Origin of the sequence: Mycolicibacterium moriokaense (assembly GCF_010726085.1) — a bacterium.
In the GTDB taxonomy this organism is placed as follows: Bacteria; Actinomycetota; Actinomycetes; order Mycobacteriales; family Mycobacteriaceae; genus Mycobacterium; species Mycobacterium moriokaense.
In genome coordinates this window covers 4,932,929-4,948,480 of the sequence record NZ_AP022560.1, presented here as the reverse complement: position 1 = coordinate 4,948,480, position 15,552 = coordinate 4,932,929, and the positions used below count along the sequence as shown (strand labels likewise).

Below are 15,552 nucleotides of genomic sequence, written 5' to 3'. Positions count from 1 at the left end.
ATCTGCGGCTGGGGCCCTATTGTTGTCCACATCACCTCTCGCGCCAAGGAAGGTCGACATGGTCACTGCCATTCCGAACGACATCCGCTTGATGGGGCCGCTGAAGCCGATGCGTTTCGAGGCGTATGTCGAGGATTGTGTGGTGACGGACGGAGCGATTCCACCGGACCTCAACGGTGGCTTCTACCGGGTGGGGCCAACATGGAAGCGACCAACAAAGCAGGGGTTCAACGGGCAGGCTGCGACGGACGCCATGGTCCAGGGGCTGGTGCTCTCCGAAGGCAGGGCGCACTTCACCAACAAGTGGATCGAGACGCCGAAATATCTGTTGGAGCAGAAGCACAATGAGTCGCTGTTCGAGTGGACAGACGGTGTCTTCACCGATTGGCGGGGCTATGGGTTGGGCGCGTCGATTCCGAACGAGTACACCGCGGGCGTACCGTCCGGCAGTCCGATCGTCAACATCTTCCCGTTCGCCGGCGAGTTGCTCGCCAGTGGTGAACAAGGAATTCCACCTGTCGCCGTCGACCCGGTAACGCTGAAAACCCGCGGGATCGTGCCGTGGTCACACCGGTTGTCTCCCGGGATGACCCCGCCAACATGCTTCGGGGACAACACTTTCACAGCTCACCCGAAGTGGGATGCCGAGAGCGGCGTCCTCTACGGCTGGGCGTACCGCGACTATGAGCCGTATGTGACGCTGCACTGGATACACCCCGACGGCCGCATTCAGACTCGGGATATCGACGATGCCCCATACGCCCAGAACGCCCATGACATGTGGCTGACCGAAAAATACGTTGTCCTACCGTTCCAACCGTTCATCGTCGATCAATCACGCATCGAGCGTGGCCTTTCCGTCTTCGGCTGGGATCCTTCCCTGCCGACCAGGCTGGCCCTCATCCCGCGAGACGACATCAACGGACCCATCAAGTGGGTCACAGCGGATTTCGACAGCCAATACATCATGCACACGATGTCGGCCAATCACGTTGGGAACAAGCTGATCCTCGACGGACCGATCTACGACCGTCCGCCGTTCCCGTTCGAGGACCAAGTCGAGTTCGGTGTCGATTTCGTGCCGTTCGGTGCGGCTGTCACGGGCAGATGGACCGTCGACCTCGAAACCGGTGCGGTCCAAAGTGAACGCCTCGACGATCGTGCGGTCGAGTTCCCGAAGGTCGACGAGCGCTTCTACGGCAAGAACTACGAGTGGGGTTTCATGGCCTGCGGCGACAGTCTCTGGTCGCTGAATGCGGTCGTCAGGCGCAACGTCCACACGGGCGCCGAGGAGCTCTACCAGGTCGACGGTAAGGGGCAGTCCGTTGCCCTGATGGAGCCGACGTTCGCGCCGCGTTCGGCATCGGCGCCCGAGGGTGACGGATACTTGATCGTCCCGATCTCGCATTTCATGGAAAACACCTCGGAGTTCCAGATTTTCGACACTGATGACTTCACCGCCGGGCCCATCACACGGATCGAATTGCCCTTCCAAATCGGCTGGACACCACACGGTCACTACATGAGCTTCGACCGCTGACGGTGGCCCGAGGTTGAACAGAGTGACCGCTCGTAGAGCTGTTGCGTTGCGAGTCACGGAGAATCGGAGTTGATGATGAACGACCTCGACCAGACCCACTACGACGTCGTCATTGTGGGTGGGGGACACAACGGTCTGGTCGCGGGGTGCTATCTGGCCAAAGCAGGTCTGCGGGTCGTCGTGTTGGAGCAGCGTGACTGGCTGGGCGGAATGGCAGCATCGCGCGCGTTCATCCCAGAGGCGCCGGAGCACATTCTCAGTCCAGGAGCCTGGGAGAACGTCTACTTTCGGGCGGCGGGCGTTGGTCGCGAACTCGGACTCGAGGAGTTCGGCCATCGAGATCTGGACGCTCACGGGTGGGCATGGCTTGGTGACGACGGCGAATCCATCGTTCTCCAAGCAAATCTGGGCAAGACGGTCGACGACATCAGGCGATTCTCCAAGCGGGACGCTGACACATACGCAGAGCTCACTGAGGCCGCCATCAAGATTCTGAAAATCCAGGACGCATACGGCCTCTCACATCCCAAGAGGCCGAGCTTGGCCACCCTCGCCGCAGCGTTGCGGGCAGTTGCGGGAGGTCGCCGGGTTCGCTCACTGCTCGCGTCGGCGCTGACCGCAACCGCTGCGGACGGAATCGAGGCATTGTTTGAGTCGGAGGCCGTCCGCGGGATTTTCGCGGGCACCGGAGCGATCCTTGCCCCGCTCTCCGTTGACGGCAGCGCCATTGCGCTGTTGGCGCCTGCGATGATCCACCACAAGGGCGCAGCTCGGCCCGTCGGGGGGATGGGCGGGCTCGTGGCCGCCCTGGAGCGATGCCTGACGGCGCACGGCGGCGCTGTTGGGCTTTCCAGCGAGGTCGCGGCGGTGCGGATGCACAAGCGTGGTGGTGTCGTCGAGTTGACCGATGGCAGCGAACTCCATGCTGACCGTGCCGTCATCGCAGCATGCCCCGTGCACCGCGTTCCCGATCTCGTGGGTGAGGCACTACCTCGCGAGATTGCCGAGCGGCTTCGGAAAGCTCCGGCCAATGCGACAGGTCTCGGCACGTTCACCATCAACGCCGCCTTCTCGGGCCGCATTGAACTGCCGAACCATCAGCCGAACCGGCGCGACGGCGTGGATCTGCGAAAGCCCGCGATCTACATGGGGACCCTCGAAGAAGTTGTCGCCGCCGGTGAACAGTCGGCGCGCGGTGAATTGCCCGATCGGACCACGTTCTGTCTCGGCATCCTCTCTGCCGTGGATCCAAGCCAGGCTCCCGAGGGCCAAGACATCGTGCAGCTGTACAGCCCGGCTCCGGTAGAACCGGTCGGCGGATGGGATAAGTGGCGCGGGGAGGCAGAGCGTCGACTAGAGGAGAAAGTGGCCGAAGCCGCACCGGATTTCAAACGTCTGCAGATTGGCGCGTTCGTCGAGACCGCCCATGATCTTGCTGTTCGCACGGGCGCGGAGAATGGCTGCATCTATCACATCGACAACCTGCCGACTCGGATTGGACCGATCCGTCCCGCCGCAGGCGCCGGCGGCTACCGCACTGCTGTCGATGGGTTGTACCTCGGGTCTGCTAGCTGCCATCCGGGTGGGGGAGTATCCGGTCTTCCCGGAAAGCACTGCGCTGCCGTCGTTCTCGCTGATCTCGGCGTTGGCCGACGCAGTGCCCGGAGAGCGAGCTCAGCCAGCTGATCAGACGATCCAGGTCCACGCGTAGGTGTGTTTGAGCGTATCGACTCCATCGAAGACCTCGATGCTGCGCACTCCGGGCGTAACCGCAATCTCGTCGAGAATGCCGGAAATGAGTGCATTCCGGTCGGGGGCGATCAACACGGCGATGAGATCGAAATCATCGAGAACCCTGGTGATTTGGGCGACGTCCTCACGCTTGGCGAGCGCGGCGGCGACATCGCTCACCTTGCCCGGAGCAACCTTTGCGCCGACAAATGCGTGTGCGCTGATACCCGATGCGACGATGTCGGAGACCGCCTGGATGCGAAAGACTCGGTCAGCAAGCATTCGCTTGATACGAACACGGACCGTGCCTTCGGAGACGCCCAGATCCGTGGCGATCTGGCGATTGCTCCGTCGCGCATTGAGCTGAAGTCGTTCGATGATCGCGAGGTCCATCTGGTCGACGGTGTCGCTCGGTTGTGCTTCAGGCATGGTGCCGGGATCGACGTTGAGCAGTGACCACTTGGAGTCGTATTTCAAGACGTCGAGCGCAATGCAGCCGTGTACGGCGCTCACGCCCTTGATTTTTGCCAGCGTCGTGTTGAACAGGTCGGCCAGGTGAAGCTTGTCCCGCCCCAGCATCGCCACGATGATGTCGTAGCGTCCCGTGCAGATCGTGACGCCGATGGCTTCCGACAACTCGGCGACCTCGGCGGCTACGGAGAACACGGACCGGCCGGAAACATTGATCATGGCGAAGGCGAACTCCCGGTGACCAAACAGCCGCATGTCGGTGATAGCGACCACGCGCAGCGCACCGGCCTCTTCCAGTCGCCGCAATCGCGTCGCGACAGTCACCTCGTTGACGTTCAGTTCGGTTGCGAGGGAACGGTTGCCCTTGCGTCCGTCCAGGCGAAGCTGCTCGATCAACGCTCGGTCCAGGTGGTCCAATTCAGGGCCGGAACTCGCGGCAGAACTCACTGCCTCAAGGTGCTTGCGCGCCGGTCCGACCGCTTTCGCCACCGTCTTTCCCCTCTGAGTGACACGTGGGGCAACGGCCCCTTAATCAAGGCTACTCTACGCAAAATTCACCTCAGAGCGCCGCTGATCGGCATTTAGCGAACCGCATGTCGCCGAGAAGTGTTGTTTCGGATTGTTGAGTGGCGATGTGGCTACGTCGCTTACCGTCCGGGCTTTGCAAGACGTTTCATATAGGGACTGAAGAGAACTATGTCGACGAAGAGCAGAATTTCTATGCTGTGAACTCCGGCGATGGTCTGCACCCGCTCAGCGATCACCTCGACGAGTTCTTCTGGCGCGTTTGCGGTGACCGCGATGCTCAGATCGGAGTCGCCGACGCAAACCGCCATGAACGCAATCTCGGGAATTGCGGCGAGTTCATCCCTGATTGCCAGGATCCGGGATCTGTCGACTCGAATGCTGATAGTGGCGATGAAGGCGGCGAACCCGAGGGCAACGGGATCAACCATCGCGACGGCTCGAACCAGATTGGCTTGCACCATGCGATTGATCCGCGCGCGAACCGTTCCCTCGGATGCTCGCTGCGCGTGAGCGATCCTGCGATTGGATTGTCGCCCGTCTTCGATCAGTGCCTCGAGAATGGCCACGTCCAGGTCATCCAGCGGAACGCGTGGTGCGGGCAGCCGAAGGATCGGCACGCCGCGACCGACGAACACACGGCGTCCGTTTGGAGTGATGATCGTGTCGGTAGCGACATCCAAACTCATGTCGGCGATTCCCGCTATCGAAGGCAAGTCATCGTCGGTGAGCCGCTTCAGTTCCGCACGGTCCTGGACCAACAAGTAGGCGACGACGTTATGGTCGCCGAGGCTCACCGCGGCAACCACGCACTGTGCGAGGCTGCTCACGGCTTCTGCGACCTCTCGAGGAGATCGGTTGTGTGTGCGTATTCGCGCGATGACCAGCCACTCGAAACCTGCTTCCTCCCAATCGATTATGGCGGTGAAATTGATCGCGCCCGACGCGGTGAGATTGCGCAGTCGGGTGCTGACGGCCGACTCGCTGACTCCGATGCTCGATGCCAGCTCCCGATTCGTCATCTTGACGTCGCGGAGAAGCAAATCGATTAGAGCACGGTCGATTTCGTCGGGATCCGCGCGGTTCGCGGCATTCAAATTCACCGAGGACGCGACGTTGGCCGTCAGCGCGCCCGTGACAGGTGGACGAAGAATGACACCTTCGGACTGACGGTCAACGGTTGGCATCGCAGGTTCATTCGGACAAGCACGTAGGAGTTGTGCGGCAACTGCGTGATGCGCGAGAGAGAGGTGTTCGTCGCGGCAGGGGTGCCCGGCTCGGCGTGCGGTGGCATGAGCCAGCAACGTCGGAATTGCCCGTGCCGAGGATATAGCTAATTTTGTTGGTTTGTGGCGACCTTCCGAGTGCGCGCGCCGGGAAGGTGGCATGGGCGTCGCGAGAACAGCGGTCCGGAGGGCCGGCGAAGGAAGCGGATTCCAACGGAGCGCGCCCCTGTTGATGGCGGGCCGGTCCGTCCGAAATCGGTTTCAGATAACTCGCCGACGGACGAGGAATTTGCGATCGAAACAGTTCGGCTTCCGGCGCGCCGTCCATCCTGGCCGGTGCGGATTGCGACCCAAGGGCCACCCAGCTGTGCTGAGTAGACATCTCGACTTCCCTCGTCAAGGCCGTTTGGCGTGAGTAGTGCAAGTGGCTCGAAGCTACCCCGGGCATAGTCGTATAGTCCGCAGCAAGTGGGGCATCCAGCTACGCGATCTAAACACTAACAGGCCTGAGTCGAAAATTTCCGGTGTTTTTGGGCTAGACAGGGTGCGATAATGTGGTAGACATCTCACTTGTATCCGGATCACCGAACTTCCAACAATCGACCGGGCAGGGTGGAGCATTGCGGCAGCACTCAGATGGCGATCGTGACCACTAGCGTTCGTTCCGGTGGGCAGCTGCGCGGAACGGTGCTCGCCGGTGTCAGCAAAGTCGCGGCGCGGATCGTAGCTATTCCAGTGCAAAGCGCTGCGACGACGGGGCGCGGCGTCGTCATGGCGGTTTCGGTACTGCGGTACATCGTCGTGGACGGCCTCACCTTGCGACTGCCCTGGGGCGAGACGATCTCGCAGGCGTGGTTCTTGTTGAAGGTGACGGCGACACCGGCGATCCTCATGGCCATCCCGTTCGGCGCGATGGTTTCGGTTCAGACCTCCGGACTCGTCAACCAGGTCGGCGCCAGTTCCCTGGTCGGCGCGGCTAGCGGAGTTGGCGTCATTCGGCAGGGTGCCCCGATCACGGCCGGCCTGCTGATGGGCGGTGCCGCCGCCTCGGCCATCGCTTCCGACCTTGGCGCCCGGCAGATACGCGAAGAACTCGACGCGATGCGCGTCCTCGGAATCGACCCTGTGCGAAGGCTCGTCGTGCCGCGCTTTCTCGCCCTGATTCTCATCTCGCCGATTCTGTGCACCATCATCATCGCCTCCGCTGTCGCGGCGTCCTACGCTCTGGCGTTGACGGTGAGCGGCGTGACGTCGGGCAGTTTTTGGATGTCGTTCGGTTCCTTCGCCAAGATGACCGACGTCTGGTTCGCCATGGCGAAGGCGGCTACATTCGCCGCGATCGTCGCGATCATTTCCTCGCTTCGGGGCACTGAAGCCAAGGGTGGACCACGCGGTGTCGCCGACGCGGTGAACTCCTCCGTGGCGCTCAATGTGGTTGGTGTGGTGATTGTGAACCTCGCTATCACCCAGCTGCAGTCGATGTTCTTCCCGATGGCGGTCGCATGATGACGGCATCTCGGGTTGCAGCACCGACGCGGTCGTGGAATCTCGCGCAAACGTTGATCCGAGTCGTGCGTGAACCATTCCGGACCGCAGGTCAGTGGGCATTGTTCATCGGGCAGACGCTCTGGCTGCTCCCATGGGTGTTTCGCCGGTACCGCCGACAGACCTTTCAGGTGATGAACAACCTCGCCTGGGGCCGCGGATCGCTGATCGTCGACGGCGGTGTGATCAGCGTCCTGATCATTCTGGGTCTGGCGGTGGGTGCCTCGATCGCGATCGAAGCGTTCTCGACGTTGAACATCATCGGGTTTGGTGCTCTGTCCGGCATCGTCGGCGGTCTCGCGAACGTTCGGGAAATGGCTCCACTCGTCGCGGGTATCGCGTTCTCTGCTCAAGCAGGTTGTCGGATGACCGCGGAGATCGGCTCCATGCGGATCTCGGAGGAGATCGACGCGACCGAGGCAATGGGGCTGCGGCCGATACCGTTCGTGGTCGGTACCCGGCTCGTCGGCGCAATGCTGTGCGTCGTACCGGGGTTCGTCCTGACATTGATCATCAGCTTCTTCGTGTCCGACAGGATGATTCGCATCTTCTTCAACCAGCCGGGCGGAACATATGAACACTACTTCGTCCAGTTCCTGTCACCCACGGACCTTGCGTATTCGCTGTTAAAGGCCGCGGTCTTCTGTGCAGCAGTGACGATCATTCACTGCTACTACGGGTATTTCGCGTCCGGTGGCCCGGTCGGTGTGGGCCAGGCGTCCGGGCGTGCGGTCCGTGCAAGCCTCGTGGCGATCATGGTGCTGGATTTCCTGCTGACCGTTGCCCTTTGGGGACTCCGTCCCGAGTTCGTCTTCAAGGGTTAGGTGATCGACGTGCTCATGCGAAAGACAGCGGACGAGGAGACACGCATCCTCACCGTCGTCGGCATTGGCGTCTTTGCAACGATCGCCGCCGTAGTCGCACTCGTCGTCGCCAATCCCTTCGCGAGCCGGCAAAAGGATCTGATCTCAATACAGATCGACAGTCCGTACGTCGGACAGGGTGTCGACACGGGCACGGCCCTGATCATGCACGGCGTCGAAGTGGGGGAGGTCAAGAGTGTCTCGAGTTTGCCCGGCGGCGCCGTGCGTCTCGATGCCGACCTACGCAGCAGTGCGGCCGCAGGGCTCACCGACACCTTTACTATCGACTTCCGTCCCGCTAACTACTTTGGTGTCACAGGGATCAACATCTCGAAGGGCCAAGGCGGCCAGCCACTGCGTGACGGTATGCAAATTGAGGCAGCCACGCGCGGCAACTACACGTTGCAGACCCTGCTCTCTCGATTGGGTGACATCACCGATGGTGTCGTCACCCCGCAGTTGGTCAGCGTCATCGACCGATCCACGCGGTATGTCGACGGGCTGAATCCTTTGATCGAGACGATGTTGACCGTCACCAAGGCCGTCGACAACGTGCAGACGGTGAGCACGGCGCAATTGATGCGGAATGCGGCCGGCCTCAGCGTTGCGTTCCCGGGCTTCGTGGATGCGGCGACTGACGCCGGCGACAGGTTTGACCGCGCCGGATTGGTCGAGTTCGACCATACGGGCGGTGAAGTGACAGAACAGTTCTGGAAGGACCACTATCTGCCCACCGTCGAGCTCGCCGCATTCGGACTCTTCGCCGCCGTGGGTCGGCTGGAGTCATCACACGTCGACGACCTTCTCCCCGCGGTCGAGATCGTGAAGATCCTCTCCGACACGGTGCCGGGACTTGTCAGACCGCCGGACATCTCCCAGACCCTGGTGGAACTGCGGCAGCGCTTCGAGAACATGTACGGCGGCACACCCGAGCAGAGGGCGATGCAGGTACACATCGTTCTCGACAGCCTGCCCGGCGTCGCGGCCCCACTGGCCGTGATGGGAGCCACGCCATGAAGCACATCGGCGATCTTTGGCGATTCGGGCTCAGCGCAGCCGCCGCGCTGGTGCTCTTCATTCTGTTGGCGAACGTGATGCTTCAGCCGGTTTCGGGCGAAACGCGGGACTATACGGCTGCTTTCACGGACGTATCGGGTCTTCACCTCGACGCTGATGTGCGGGTGATGGGCGTACGCGTCGGCAAGGTCAAGTCGATCGAGCTGGTACGGGAATCCGGGCAGAGCCTGGCAAGGGTCGGCTTCACGCTCGACAAGCGATTCGCGGTGACCCCGAAGACGAGATTGGCCGTCAAGTACCAGGCGCTGACGGGTCTGCGTTACGTCGACGTGGTCGACCCGGCGGAAGACGATCCGACGGCACAGGTCGTGACACACGTGCCGACGGCTATGACGCAACCGTCGCTGGACATCACCACCTTGTTCAATGGCCTGCAACCGGTCCTTGCCACCCTGAGTCCCGACGAGATCAACACGTTCACCTCCAATGCGGCCGCATACCTCGCGGGGGACGGAAGCGGGTTGGGTCCCATGCTCGACAGCATCCGAACGCTCACTCGGTTCGTGTCGGATCGTCAGCAGGTTGTGGCCACGTTGATGCACAATCTGGATGCGGTCGCTGCGGAGATGGGTGGCAATTCGCAGAAGTTGGTTCAGGTCATTGACTGGGTCAATCGACCATTGGATCAAGCACTTTCGATTATGGATGAGTTTCGGAAGTCGGATCTCTATGGACCGGGCTTTGCGCTTCCGGTGGCGCGGCTGATGCGCGCGTTCGGGTTGAAGCCCGGCGTCGATCTCGACACGGCCCTGGACAAGGCGTTCACGAACCTGGACAACGCCATTGAGGCGTTCAAACGGTTTCCTGTCATCTGGGAGGGCATCGAGTCGCCAGCCGTTGCCGAAGGGGAGCCGCTCACGTGCTCACGCGGACCCGCCCAGCTGCCGCCGATGATGGACGTTCTCCTCAACGGTCAGAAGGTGGTCCTGTGCAACTCGTGAAGGTGTTGCGAAACCCGACGGCCTACGGGGTGGTGGCATTGGCCGTCCTCACTGCCGTGGCCGTCATCGTGGCGATGCTGTACATCAGTCCCCCCGGACGGCAGACCGTTTCCTTCTACACCACCGACGCATCGTCGGTGCGCCCAGGAGATTCGGTCCGCATTGCCGGGATCGACGTCGGAAAGGTGAAGTCGCTTTCCAAAGAGCCGACTCGCGTGAAGGTGGACACAAGCGTGGACGCCGCCGCCTTCGTGGGGGATCAGTCACAGGTCGACGTCCGCATGCTCACCGTCGTCGGCGGCTACTACGTGAACATCACGTCCTTGGGCGACAGCCCGCTCGGCAACCGGGTGATCCCCGTAGAACGGGTCACGATGCCGTACAACCTCGTGCAGACGCTGACGGATGCCACGAAGATCACCGATCAGGTGGCACCGAAGCCGATCCGCGAATCGATCGACGAGATCGAGCGGGGCCTCGCCGGCACCAACACGGAAACGGTGTCGGCCGTCATCAAAGCAGGCAACAGCCTCGTCGAGACATTGGACCGTCAGCGCGGACAGATCTCGGCGATTCTCAACCTGTCTGACGAGTACATCGAGAGCTTGGCCAACTACAAGGACGGGCTCAAGGTCCTCATTTCGAAAGTCGCCATCCTCGAGCAGACACTCGTGATCTACGGCGAAGGATTCGCCGGAGCGCTACAGGCGCTGGGCGAGGTGGGCGACTCGCTCCTTCCGCTTGGGCCGTTCTACGACAAGCATCGCCAGAGATTCATCGAGAAGATGCGCAACTGGCAGCAGACATTTCGTTCGTGGGCGGACCGCAGCGGGCTCGTCGTCCGCAGTCTGCGGAAGGTGCGCAATAAACTTGATCGCGTGCTCGATGCGCAGAATGCGCGTCCCGAGCTGCTGGCGACGGACCTGTGCTTTCCGATGCCGGGGAGTCCGTGCTGATGAGAACGTCACGCAATAGCACCTGGTTTCGGTCTGTCGCCGCCGGGTGTATCGCGATGACGATCGCTGGCACCGGACTCGGTTGTGCCGCACCGGCGAGGCAGAAGCAGGCGGTCGGCTACTGCGCGATCATGTCCGACAGCATCGGCCTCTACGTCGGCAACCCGGTTACCCAGATGGGTTACCGCATCGGCGAGGTGACCAGAATCTCCGACAGAACCACCGACGTGCAGGTCGAATTCTCGGTGGCCGCCGACAACCCGTTGCCTGCGGACGTCAAGGCGATAACGAGGTCGACCTCGATCCTCGCCGATCGGGCGTTGGAGCTGGTCGGGAACTACGAGTCCGGGCCTAAATTGGCTCCTGGACACTGCATTCCGCTGAACCACAGCGTCACTCCGAAGTCGCTGTCGGAGGTGATCGGGTCGGCCACCGAATTCGTCAACTCGATCTCGCCAGAAGACTCGAGCAACGTCGCGGGCACGATCGACGGCCTGGCGCGATCGCTCCACGACAACGGTGCAGGCGTGAACCGACTGCTGTCGACTTCTTCTGCCTTGCTCGACAGTCCGGATGAGGCGATCAGTGACATGGCTTCCGTCGTTGCCAACCTGTCGGACCTGACGACCACCTTGACCGAGATCAGGGGTCCGATGAAGCAGATCCTGCTCGATGCCGTGGAGACCACTCCCGACGTCAACTCGGCGTTCGATGGGGGAGCACGGTTCACCGACGTCTTCCCGGAGCTGGTCACGCTGGTCGCGGACCTCGAGAACAACATGGGCGACGAGACTCAGCTGACGCTCGATTCGGTGTCCATGGCGTTGCGGAAAATCACTCCGCATTCGAACGCGCTCGCCGACTTGTTCAATCCCGTGCCGTGGTGGATCAACACCGCCGCCAACCATTTCAACAAGCAGCAGTTCACCATTGCGTGGCGGCCGCCGATGTACCGGATCCCGACACACGACGGACTGGCCCAGTGCGGATTCATGAACACCGTGATGCCCGGCAGTTGCGCTGACGTGGCCGGCCAGCCCTACGCCGTTGACGTTGCGCTGTTGCAGTACGTGCTCATGCAGGCGGCGCACCGATGAGCCGGCGGATCGCGGCGGCGTTGCTCGCATGTGCCGCGCTTATCTCGTCATGCGCGTCGATCACGGTCAACTCGTTACCCCAACCCGGCAATGCCTACCGCGACGGCTACGACATCGTGCTCGAGTTCGCCAACGTCCTCAACTTGCCCGACCGCGCGAAGGTGGTGCTCGACGGCACCGACGTCGGCGTGGTCACCGGTATCAACATCGCCGACGGCCACGCGAACGTGACCTCACGCATCGCCTCCGGTGTCGAGGTGCCGTCAAACGTTCATGCGACGCTGCAGCAAGCCACAGTGCTCGGTGACATCTACGTGGCACTCGAACCCGATGCGAACGTCTCCGCACCGCCCCTGATGCCGGGCGGCCGAGTCCCGCTCGTGCAAACAACATCGCCGCCCCAGCTCGAAGACACCATCGCCAACCTCGCGAATTTCGTTGCGAGCGGCTCGATCCAGCGTGCCCAGAACTCGGTGATTCGCATCAACAACCTGAATCCACCCGAGGCCGAGATCCGGGAATTGGCGAGCCGCGTCGCCGTCGACCTATCGGATCTGTCGACCAACCTCGATGTCGTGGACAAGTGGCTCGAAGGGGTCGCCGGCACCGGCGATGTCATGTACGCGAAGCTGCCGAAATTCCAGCACTGGTTCTCACCCGCAGGCATGTTGGGCTTCGACCGGGGCACCGAAGTCGCCTCCTACGTCGGAATTCTGCTGCCGTCCATCGGCAGCATCTACAGCGGTGGCTATTGGCTGGTTCCCCTGCTGGAATCGCTCGGGACGACGATGGAGGCCATCCAGCACAGCAAGTGGGCCGTCGAGGACGAGATCCCGAGGTGGCGCAAGCTGTGGACCGACCTGTTCCTGCCGGTCGACAAGTATCCCGCGATCAACATCACCTCGATCGTCGGACCTGACGGCCGCGAAATGTCAGGCAACGTCGAGGATGTGCTCCGAATGCTGGGAGCGATGCCATGAGACTGGTGCGAGTGTTGCTGTCGTTCGGCGTCTTTGCGGCGATCATCGTGTTCGGCATTGCGTATGTCGCGGCACTGGGAATCCGGATCAGCCCACCTTCCGACCGCATCGACCTCTCCATGGACGTGCCCGACATCAACGGGCTGGTCGTCGACTCCAGGGTTCTCCTGCGCGGGGTCCCGGTGGGCAAGGTCACTCGCATCGATGCGAACGTTGATCGCGCCACCGTCGACTTCTACGTCGAAGGCGACCATAGAGTTCCCGTCGACACCTTTGTTCGACTGGAGAACCTGTCCGCGCTCGGCGAAACCTATATCGCCCTGTTCCCGCAGAATTCGGCCGGTCCGATGCTGCAAAGCGGTCAGCGGATTGCGACCGAAGTCATTCAGCAGCCCCCGTCGATTTCGGAGTTGGCAACCAGCGTCGTGCGCGTGTTGCGGCAGATGGACCCGGGGCAACTCAAGCAGATCGTCGGGGAAGCGGATGCCGCGCTTCCGGATCCAGACGTCGTCTTGACCAATCTGCGCCGCACGAGCGTGCTGCTGCGAAACGCCACATCGGACATGAATGGCCGCGGGCAGCTCACTCTCGCCAACATGCAGACACTTCTGGAGAACGCCGACTGGCTCGGCCCCACCTTGGCCAGTTTGGTGCCGGACCTGCGTCTACTCGGGCCCCGACTGCACCACATGTATGACGTCGCGATGGACCTGGTCCGGGACAACAACCCGCACAATTTGCAGTTGCTCCAAACCTTCTTGGGACGCATTCAAACGTTCCTGGATGATCGCGCACCGGATCTCAAGGTCATCACCGAGGCGCTGTTGCCGAAGATGAGCGGCATCGCGGGATCGCTGATGAACTTCGACTCGGGTCGGATCTTGTCGAGCATGCTGGCCGCAGTACCCGAGGATGGTGCAATCACATTGCACGTCACCATCCCGCCGCCGTGATCCAGCTGCCGAAAGGTGCCAAACAATGACGGATGAGGAGCCCGAAATGCCGACCACAGAAACCGCAAGCGCCGATCTGGACGAGAGCGCCAGCAGCGCCCCGAAGGTGAAAGCCGGAGAAGCCGAGGACGTTCCGAAGGCGGAAAGCCGACGTGCGACCGCGACGGTGTCGGTGCGATCGCTGGTCATCGGGGCCGTCATCGCGCTCCTGGCCATCGCCGTCGGAGTCCTGACATGGCTGTACATGGGTGCTGAGCAGGAACTCGCAGCACAAGCCCGGCAGGCGGAGAACTTCAAACACGCCGAGAATGCGGCGCTGGACTATGCGGTCAACGCCGCTGAGATGAACTACCAGGATCTAGGCGCCTGGAAGACCAAGCTTGTCGAGGGGACTTCGCCGGAGCTGAAGGACAAGCTCTCCAAAGCGGCCGACTCGATGGAACAGCTTCTGGTGCCACTCAAGTGGGACTCCACCGCCAAGCCGTTGGTGGCAAAGGTGCGGTCGGAATCCGGCGGAATCTATGTCGTCGATGCGTTCGTCAGCGTCCTTACGAAGACGTCTCAAGCACCCGAAGGCCTGCAGTCGACAGCGACCTACAGCGTCACGATGGACGGTAACCAGAATTGGCAGATCACCGATGTAGGCGGCATTGACGCCGTGGTCCCTTCCGGTTAGACGCGTCGTGACGGCCGGTCTTCGCTGGAGGGAGCGAAACATGTTGTGTGGCAGCGATGTGCGCCGGGCAGGCGCTATTGCGGCAATCATTGCGGTCGCTGCGTCCGTGGTAGCGCTGTTGGCCGGTCCTGCTCTCGCTGACCCGAGCGACTGGGCGCCGGAGCCTCCCCCTGGGCCGGGTGAGACGTACGTGCCATTCGCCGATCCGATCAGAAACGATGACTCTCCGGCCCCGCTGCTTCCGGTGATCACCCCCACTCCGTCGAATTGGACGCCGAAGTATCCGTATCCGTTTGAAGAATGGCGGGATCAGGTCACCCCCGCGGATATCACTGCTGAAGCAGAGTTGTGCCAGTGGTACACCTCGCAATTCGAGCAGTTACGCGCGCAGACCGAGCGGCTCAACATGCACCTGATTACTGCCAACGGCGACTGGACGGCCCCAAGCATCCCCCAGCAGGCCGACGCCGTAACAGCCAACCTCGACCGTTCGTTGGACTTCATTACTCCCAGAGTCCAGACGTTCACCATCGGGGAGGACTACCTGGGCGGGTTGTTCTTCCCCCTGTACGGCAGCGAGAGCTTCTACCGGCTGTGGCAACAGATGTCGAACGTGCGGGACGGCATCAAGGCGCGCATGCCGGCCTGGCACAGCGGTCCGTCGTTTCAGCAGATGATGCGCTTCGGCAGCAAGATCGAGCGCCAACACGTATGCGACTGACTGGTGGATGACGTGAAACCTATTCGGAGCCCGAGAATTATCGCCGCAGCGTCGGCGACCCTGACGGCAACCGTCGTGTTGGCCTGTCCGGCAACAGCTGATCCTGCCCCGAGCCTGCAAGGGGCCGTCGAACAGGTTCGCGGATCATCGACATGTGGCCAGTTGGAATATGACCCCGTCGTCGAGGAAGCCGCAGAGATCGTCAATCGGTCAAGCGATGTCTACCTCAATCACACAGCGAGACATGTAC

At 61.9% G+C, this 15,552-nt stretch carries 14 protein-coding genes; 12 read left to right on the top strand and 2 right to left on the bottom strand.

Features of this window, described 5'->3' with window-relative positions; translation table 11 throughout:
* Positions 1-58 precede the first annotated feature (58 nt).
* Together G6N43_RS24290 and G6N43_RS24285 are read left to right on the top strand one after the other, a co-directional pair.
* Positions 59-1,540: a carotenoid oxygenase family protein gene (locus G6N43_RS24290; RefSeq protein ID WP_083149286.1), complete on the top strand. Its 1,482-nt coding sequence runs from the start codon at positions 59-61 to the stop codon at positions 1,538-1,540.
* Positions 1,541-1,615: 75 nt separating this feature from the next.
* Positions 1,616-3,226 (top strand): phytoene desaturase family protein, encoded by a 1,611-nt coding sequence (locus G6N43_RS24285; protein WP_163658185.1) that lies wholly within the window; start codon positions 1,616-1,618, stop codon positions 3,224-3,226.
* On the opposite strand, the gene G6N43_RS24280 is transcribed toward G6N43_RS24285, so the two are convergent.
* Positions 3,227-4,189: an Lrp/AsnC family transcriptional regulator gene (locus G6N43_RS24280; protein ID WP_163658183.1), complete on the bottom strand. Its 963-nt coding sequence runs from the start codon at positions 4,187-4,189 to the stop codon at positions 3,227-3,229.
* A gap of 200 nt (positions 4,190-4,389) precedes the next feature.
* The gene (locus G6N43_RS24275; RefSeq protein ID WP_163658181.1) at positions 4,390-5,454 is read right to left on the bottom strand and encodes an Lrp/AsnC family transcriptional regulator; all 1,065 of its coding nucleotides are present in this window, start codon (positions 5,452-5,454) and stop codon (positions 4,390-4,392) included.
* A gap of 726 nt (positions 5,455-6,180) precedes the next feature.
* On the opposite strand from G6N43_RS24275, the gene G6N43_RS24270 reads away from it, so the two are divergent.
* The 10 genes from G6N43_RS24270 (at position 6,181) to G6N43_RS24225 (ending at position 15,302) form a co-directional block, all read left to right on the top strand.
* Positions 6,181-6,999, top strand: coding sequence for an ABC transporter permease (locus G6N43_RS24270; protein WP_407664924.1), 819 nt, complete (start codon positions 6,181-6,183; stop codon positions 6,997-6,999).
* Positions 6,996-7,862, top strand: a complete 867-nt coding sequence (locus G6N43_RS24265) for an MlaE family ABC transporter permease (RefSeq protein ID WP_083149291.1) — start codon at positions 6,996-6,998, stop codon at positions 7,860-7,862. The genes G6N43_RS24270 and G6N43_RS24265 overlap by 4 nt, the downstream gene beginning before the upstream one ends.
* Positions 7,863-7,877: 15 nt before the next feature.
* Positions 7,878-8,918, top strand: coding sequence for an MlaD family protein (locus tag G6N43_RS24260; RefSeq protein WP_083149478.1), 1,041 nt, complete (start codon positions 7,878-7,880; stop codon positions 8,916-8,918).
* A complete protein-coding gene (locus G6N43_RS24255) occupies positions 8,915-9,919 on the top strand; it encodes an MlaD family protein (protein ID WP_083149292.1) in 1,005 nt (334 codons plus the stop codon). Before G6N43_RS24260 ends, G6N43_RS24255 begins: the two co-directional genes overlap by 4 nt.
* The gene (locus G6N43_RS24250) at positions 9,916-10,875 is read left to right on the top strand and encodes an MlaD family protein (RefSeq protein ID WP_083149479.1); all 960 of its coding nucleotides are present in this window, start codon (positions 9,916-9,918) and stop codon (positions 10,873-10,875) included. Before G6N43_RS24255 ends, G6N43_RS24250 begins: the two co-directional genes overlap by 4 nt.
* 56 nt (positions 10,876-10,931) lie before the next feature.
* The gene (locus tag G6N43_RS24245; protein WP_083149293.1) at positions 10,932-11,972 is read left to right on the top strand and encodes an MlaD family protein; all 1,041 of its coding nucleotides are present in this window, start codon (positions 10,932-10,934) and stop codon (positions 11,970-11,972) included.
* Entirely contained in the window at positions 11,969-12,952 is a 984-nt protein-coding gene (locus tag G6N43_RS24240; protein WP_179967914.1) for an MlaD family protein, read from the top strand. Before G6N43_RS24245 ends, G6N43_RS24240 begins: the two co-directional genes overlap by 4 nt.
* Positions 12,949-13,905 carry an MlaD family protein gene (locus G6N43_RS24235; protein ID WP_083149294.1) on the top strand — a complete coding sequence of 319 codons (957 nt, stop codon included), beginning with the start codon at positions 12,949-12,951 and terminating at the stop codon, positions 13,903-13,905. The genes G6N43_RS24240 and G6N43_RS24235 overlap by 4 nt, the downstream gene beginning before the upstream one ends.
* A gap of 46 nt (positions 13,906-13,951) precedes the next feature.
* Positions 13,952-14,581: a hypothetical protein gene (locus G6N43_RS24230; protein WP_407664831.1), complete on the top strand. Its 630-nt coding sequence runs from the start codon at positions 13,952-13,954 to the stop codon at positions 14,579-14,581.
* Between the two features lie 190 nt (positions 14,582-14,771).
* Positions 14,772-15,302, top strand: coding sequence for a hypothetical protein (locus G6N43_RS24225; RefSeq protein WP_133056525.1), 531 nt, complete (start codon positions 14,772-14,774; stop codon positions 15,300-15,302).
* Positions 15,303-15,552 lie beyond the last annotated feature (250 nt).

Bases quoted from the DNA above. Each gene is read 5' to 3' on its own strand.
- G6N43_RS24230 (WP_407664831.1), top strand. From the start codon at position 13,952: ATGCCGACCACAGAAACCGCAAGCGCCGATCTGGACGAGAGCGCCAGC.
- G6N43_RS24290 (WP_083149286.1), top strand. From the start codon at position 59: ATGGTCACTGCCATTCCGAACGACATCCGCTTGATGGGGCCGCTGAAG.
- G6N43_RS24245 (WP_083149293.1), top strand. From the start codon at position 10,932: ATGACGATCGCTGGCACCGGACTCGGTTGTGCCGCACCGGCGAGGCAG.
- G6N43_RS24240 (WP_179967914.1), top strand. From the start codon at position 11,969: ATGAGCCGGCGGATCGCGGCGGCGTTGCTCGCATGTGCCGCGCTTATC.
- G6N43_RS24255 (WP_083149292.1), top strand. From the start codon at position 8,915: ATGAAGCACATCGGCGATCTTTGGCGATTCGGGCTCAGCGCAGCCGCC.
- G6N43_RS24265 (WP_083149291.1), top strand. From the start codon at position 6,996: ATGATGACGGCATCTCGGGTTGCAGCACCGACGCGGTCGTGGAATCTC.
- G6N43_RS24260 (WP_083149478.1), top strand. From the start codon at position 7,878: ATGCGAAAGACAGCGGACGAGGAGACACGCATCCTCACCGTCGTCGGC.
- G6N43_RS24285 (WP_163658185.1), top strand. From the start codon at position 1,616: ATGAACGACCTCGACCAGACCCACTACGACGTCGTCATTGTGGGTGGG.
- G6N43_RS24235 (WP_083149294.1), top strand. From the start codon at position 12,949: ATGAGACTGGTGCGAGTGTTGCTGTCGTTCGGCGTCTTTGCGGCGATC.
- G6N43_RS24275 (WP_163658181.1), bottom strand. From the start codon at position 5,454: ATGCCAACCGTTGACCGTCAGTCCGAAGGTGTCATTCTTCGTCCACCT.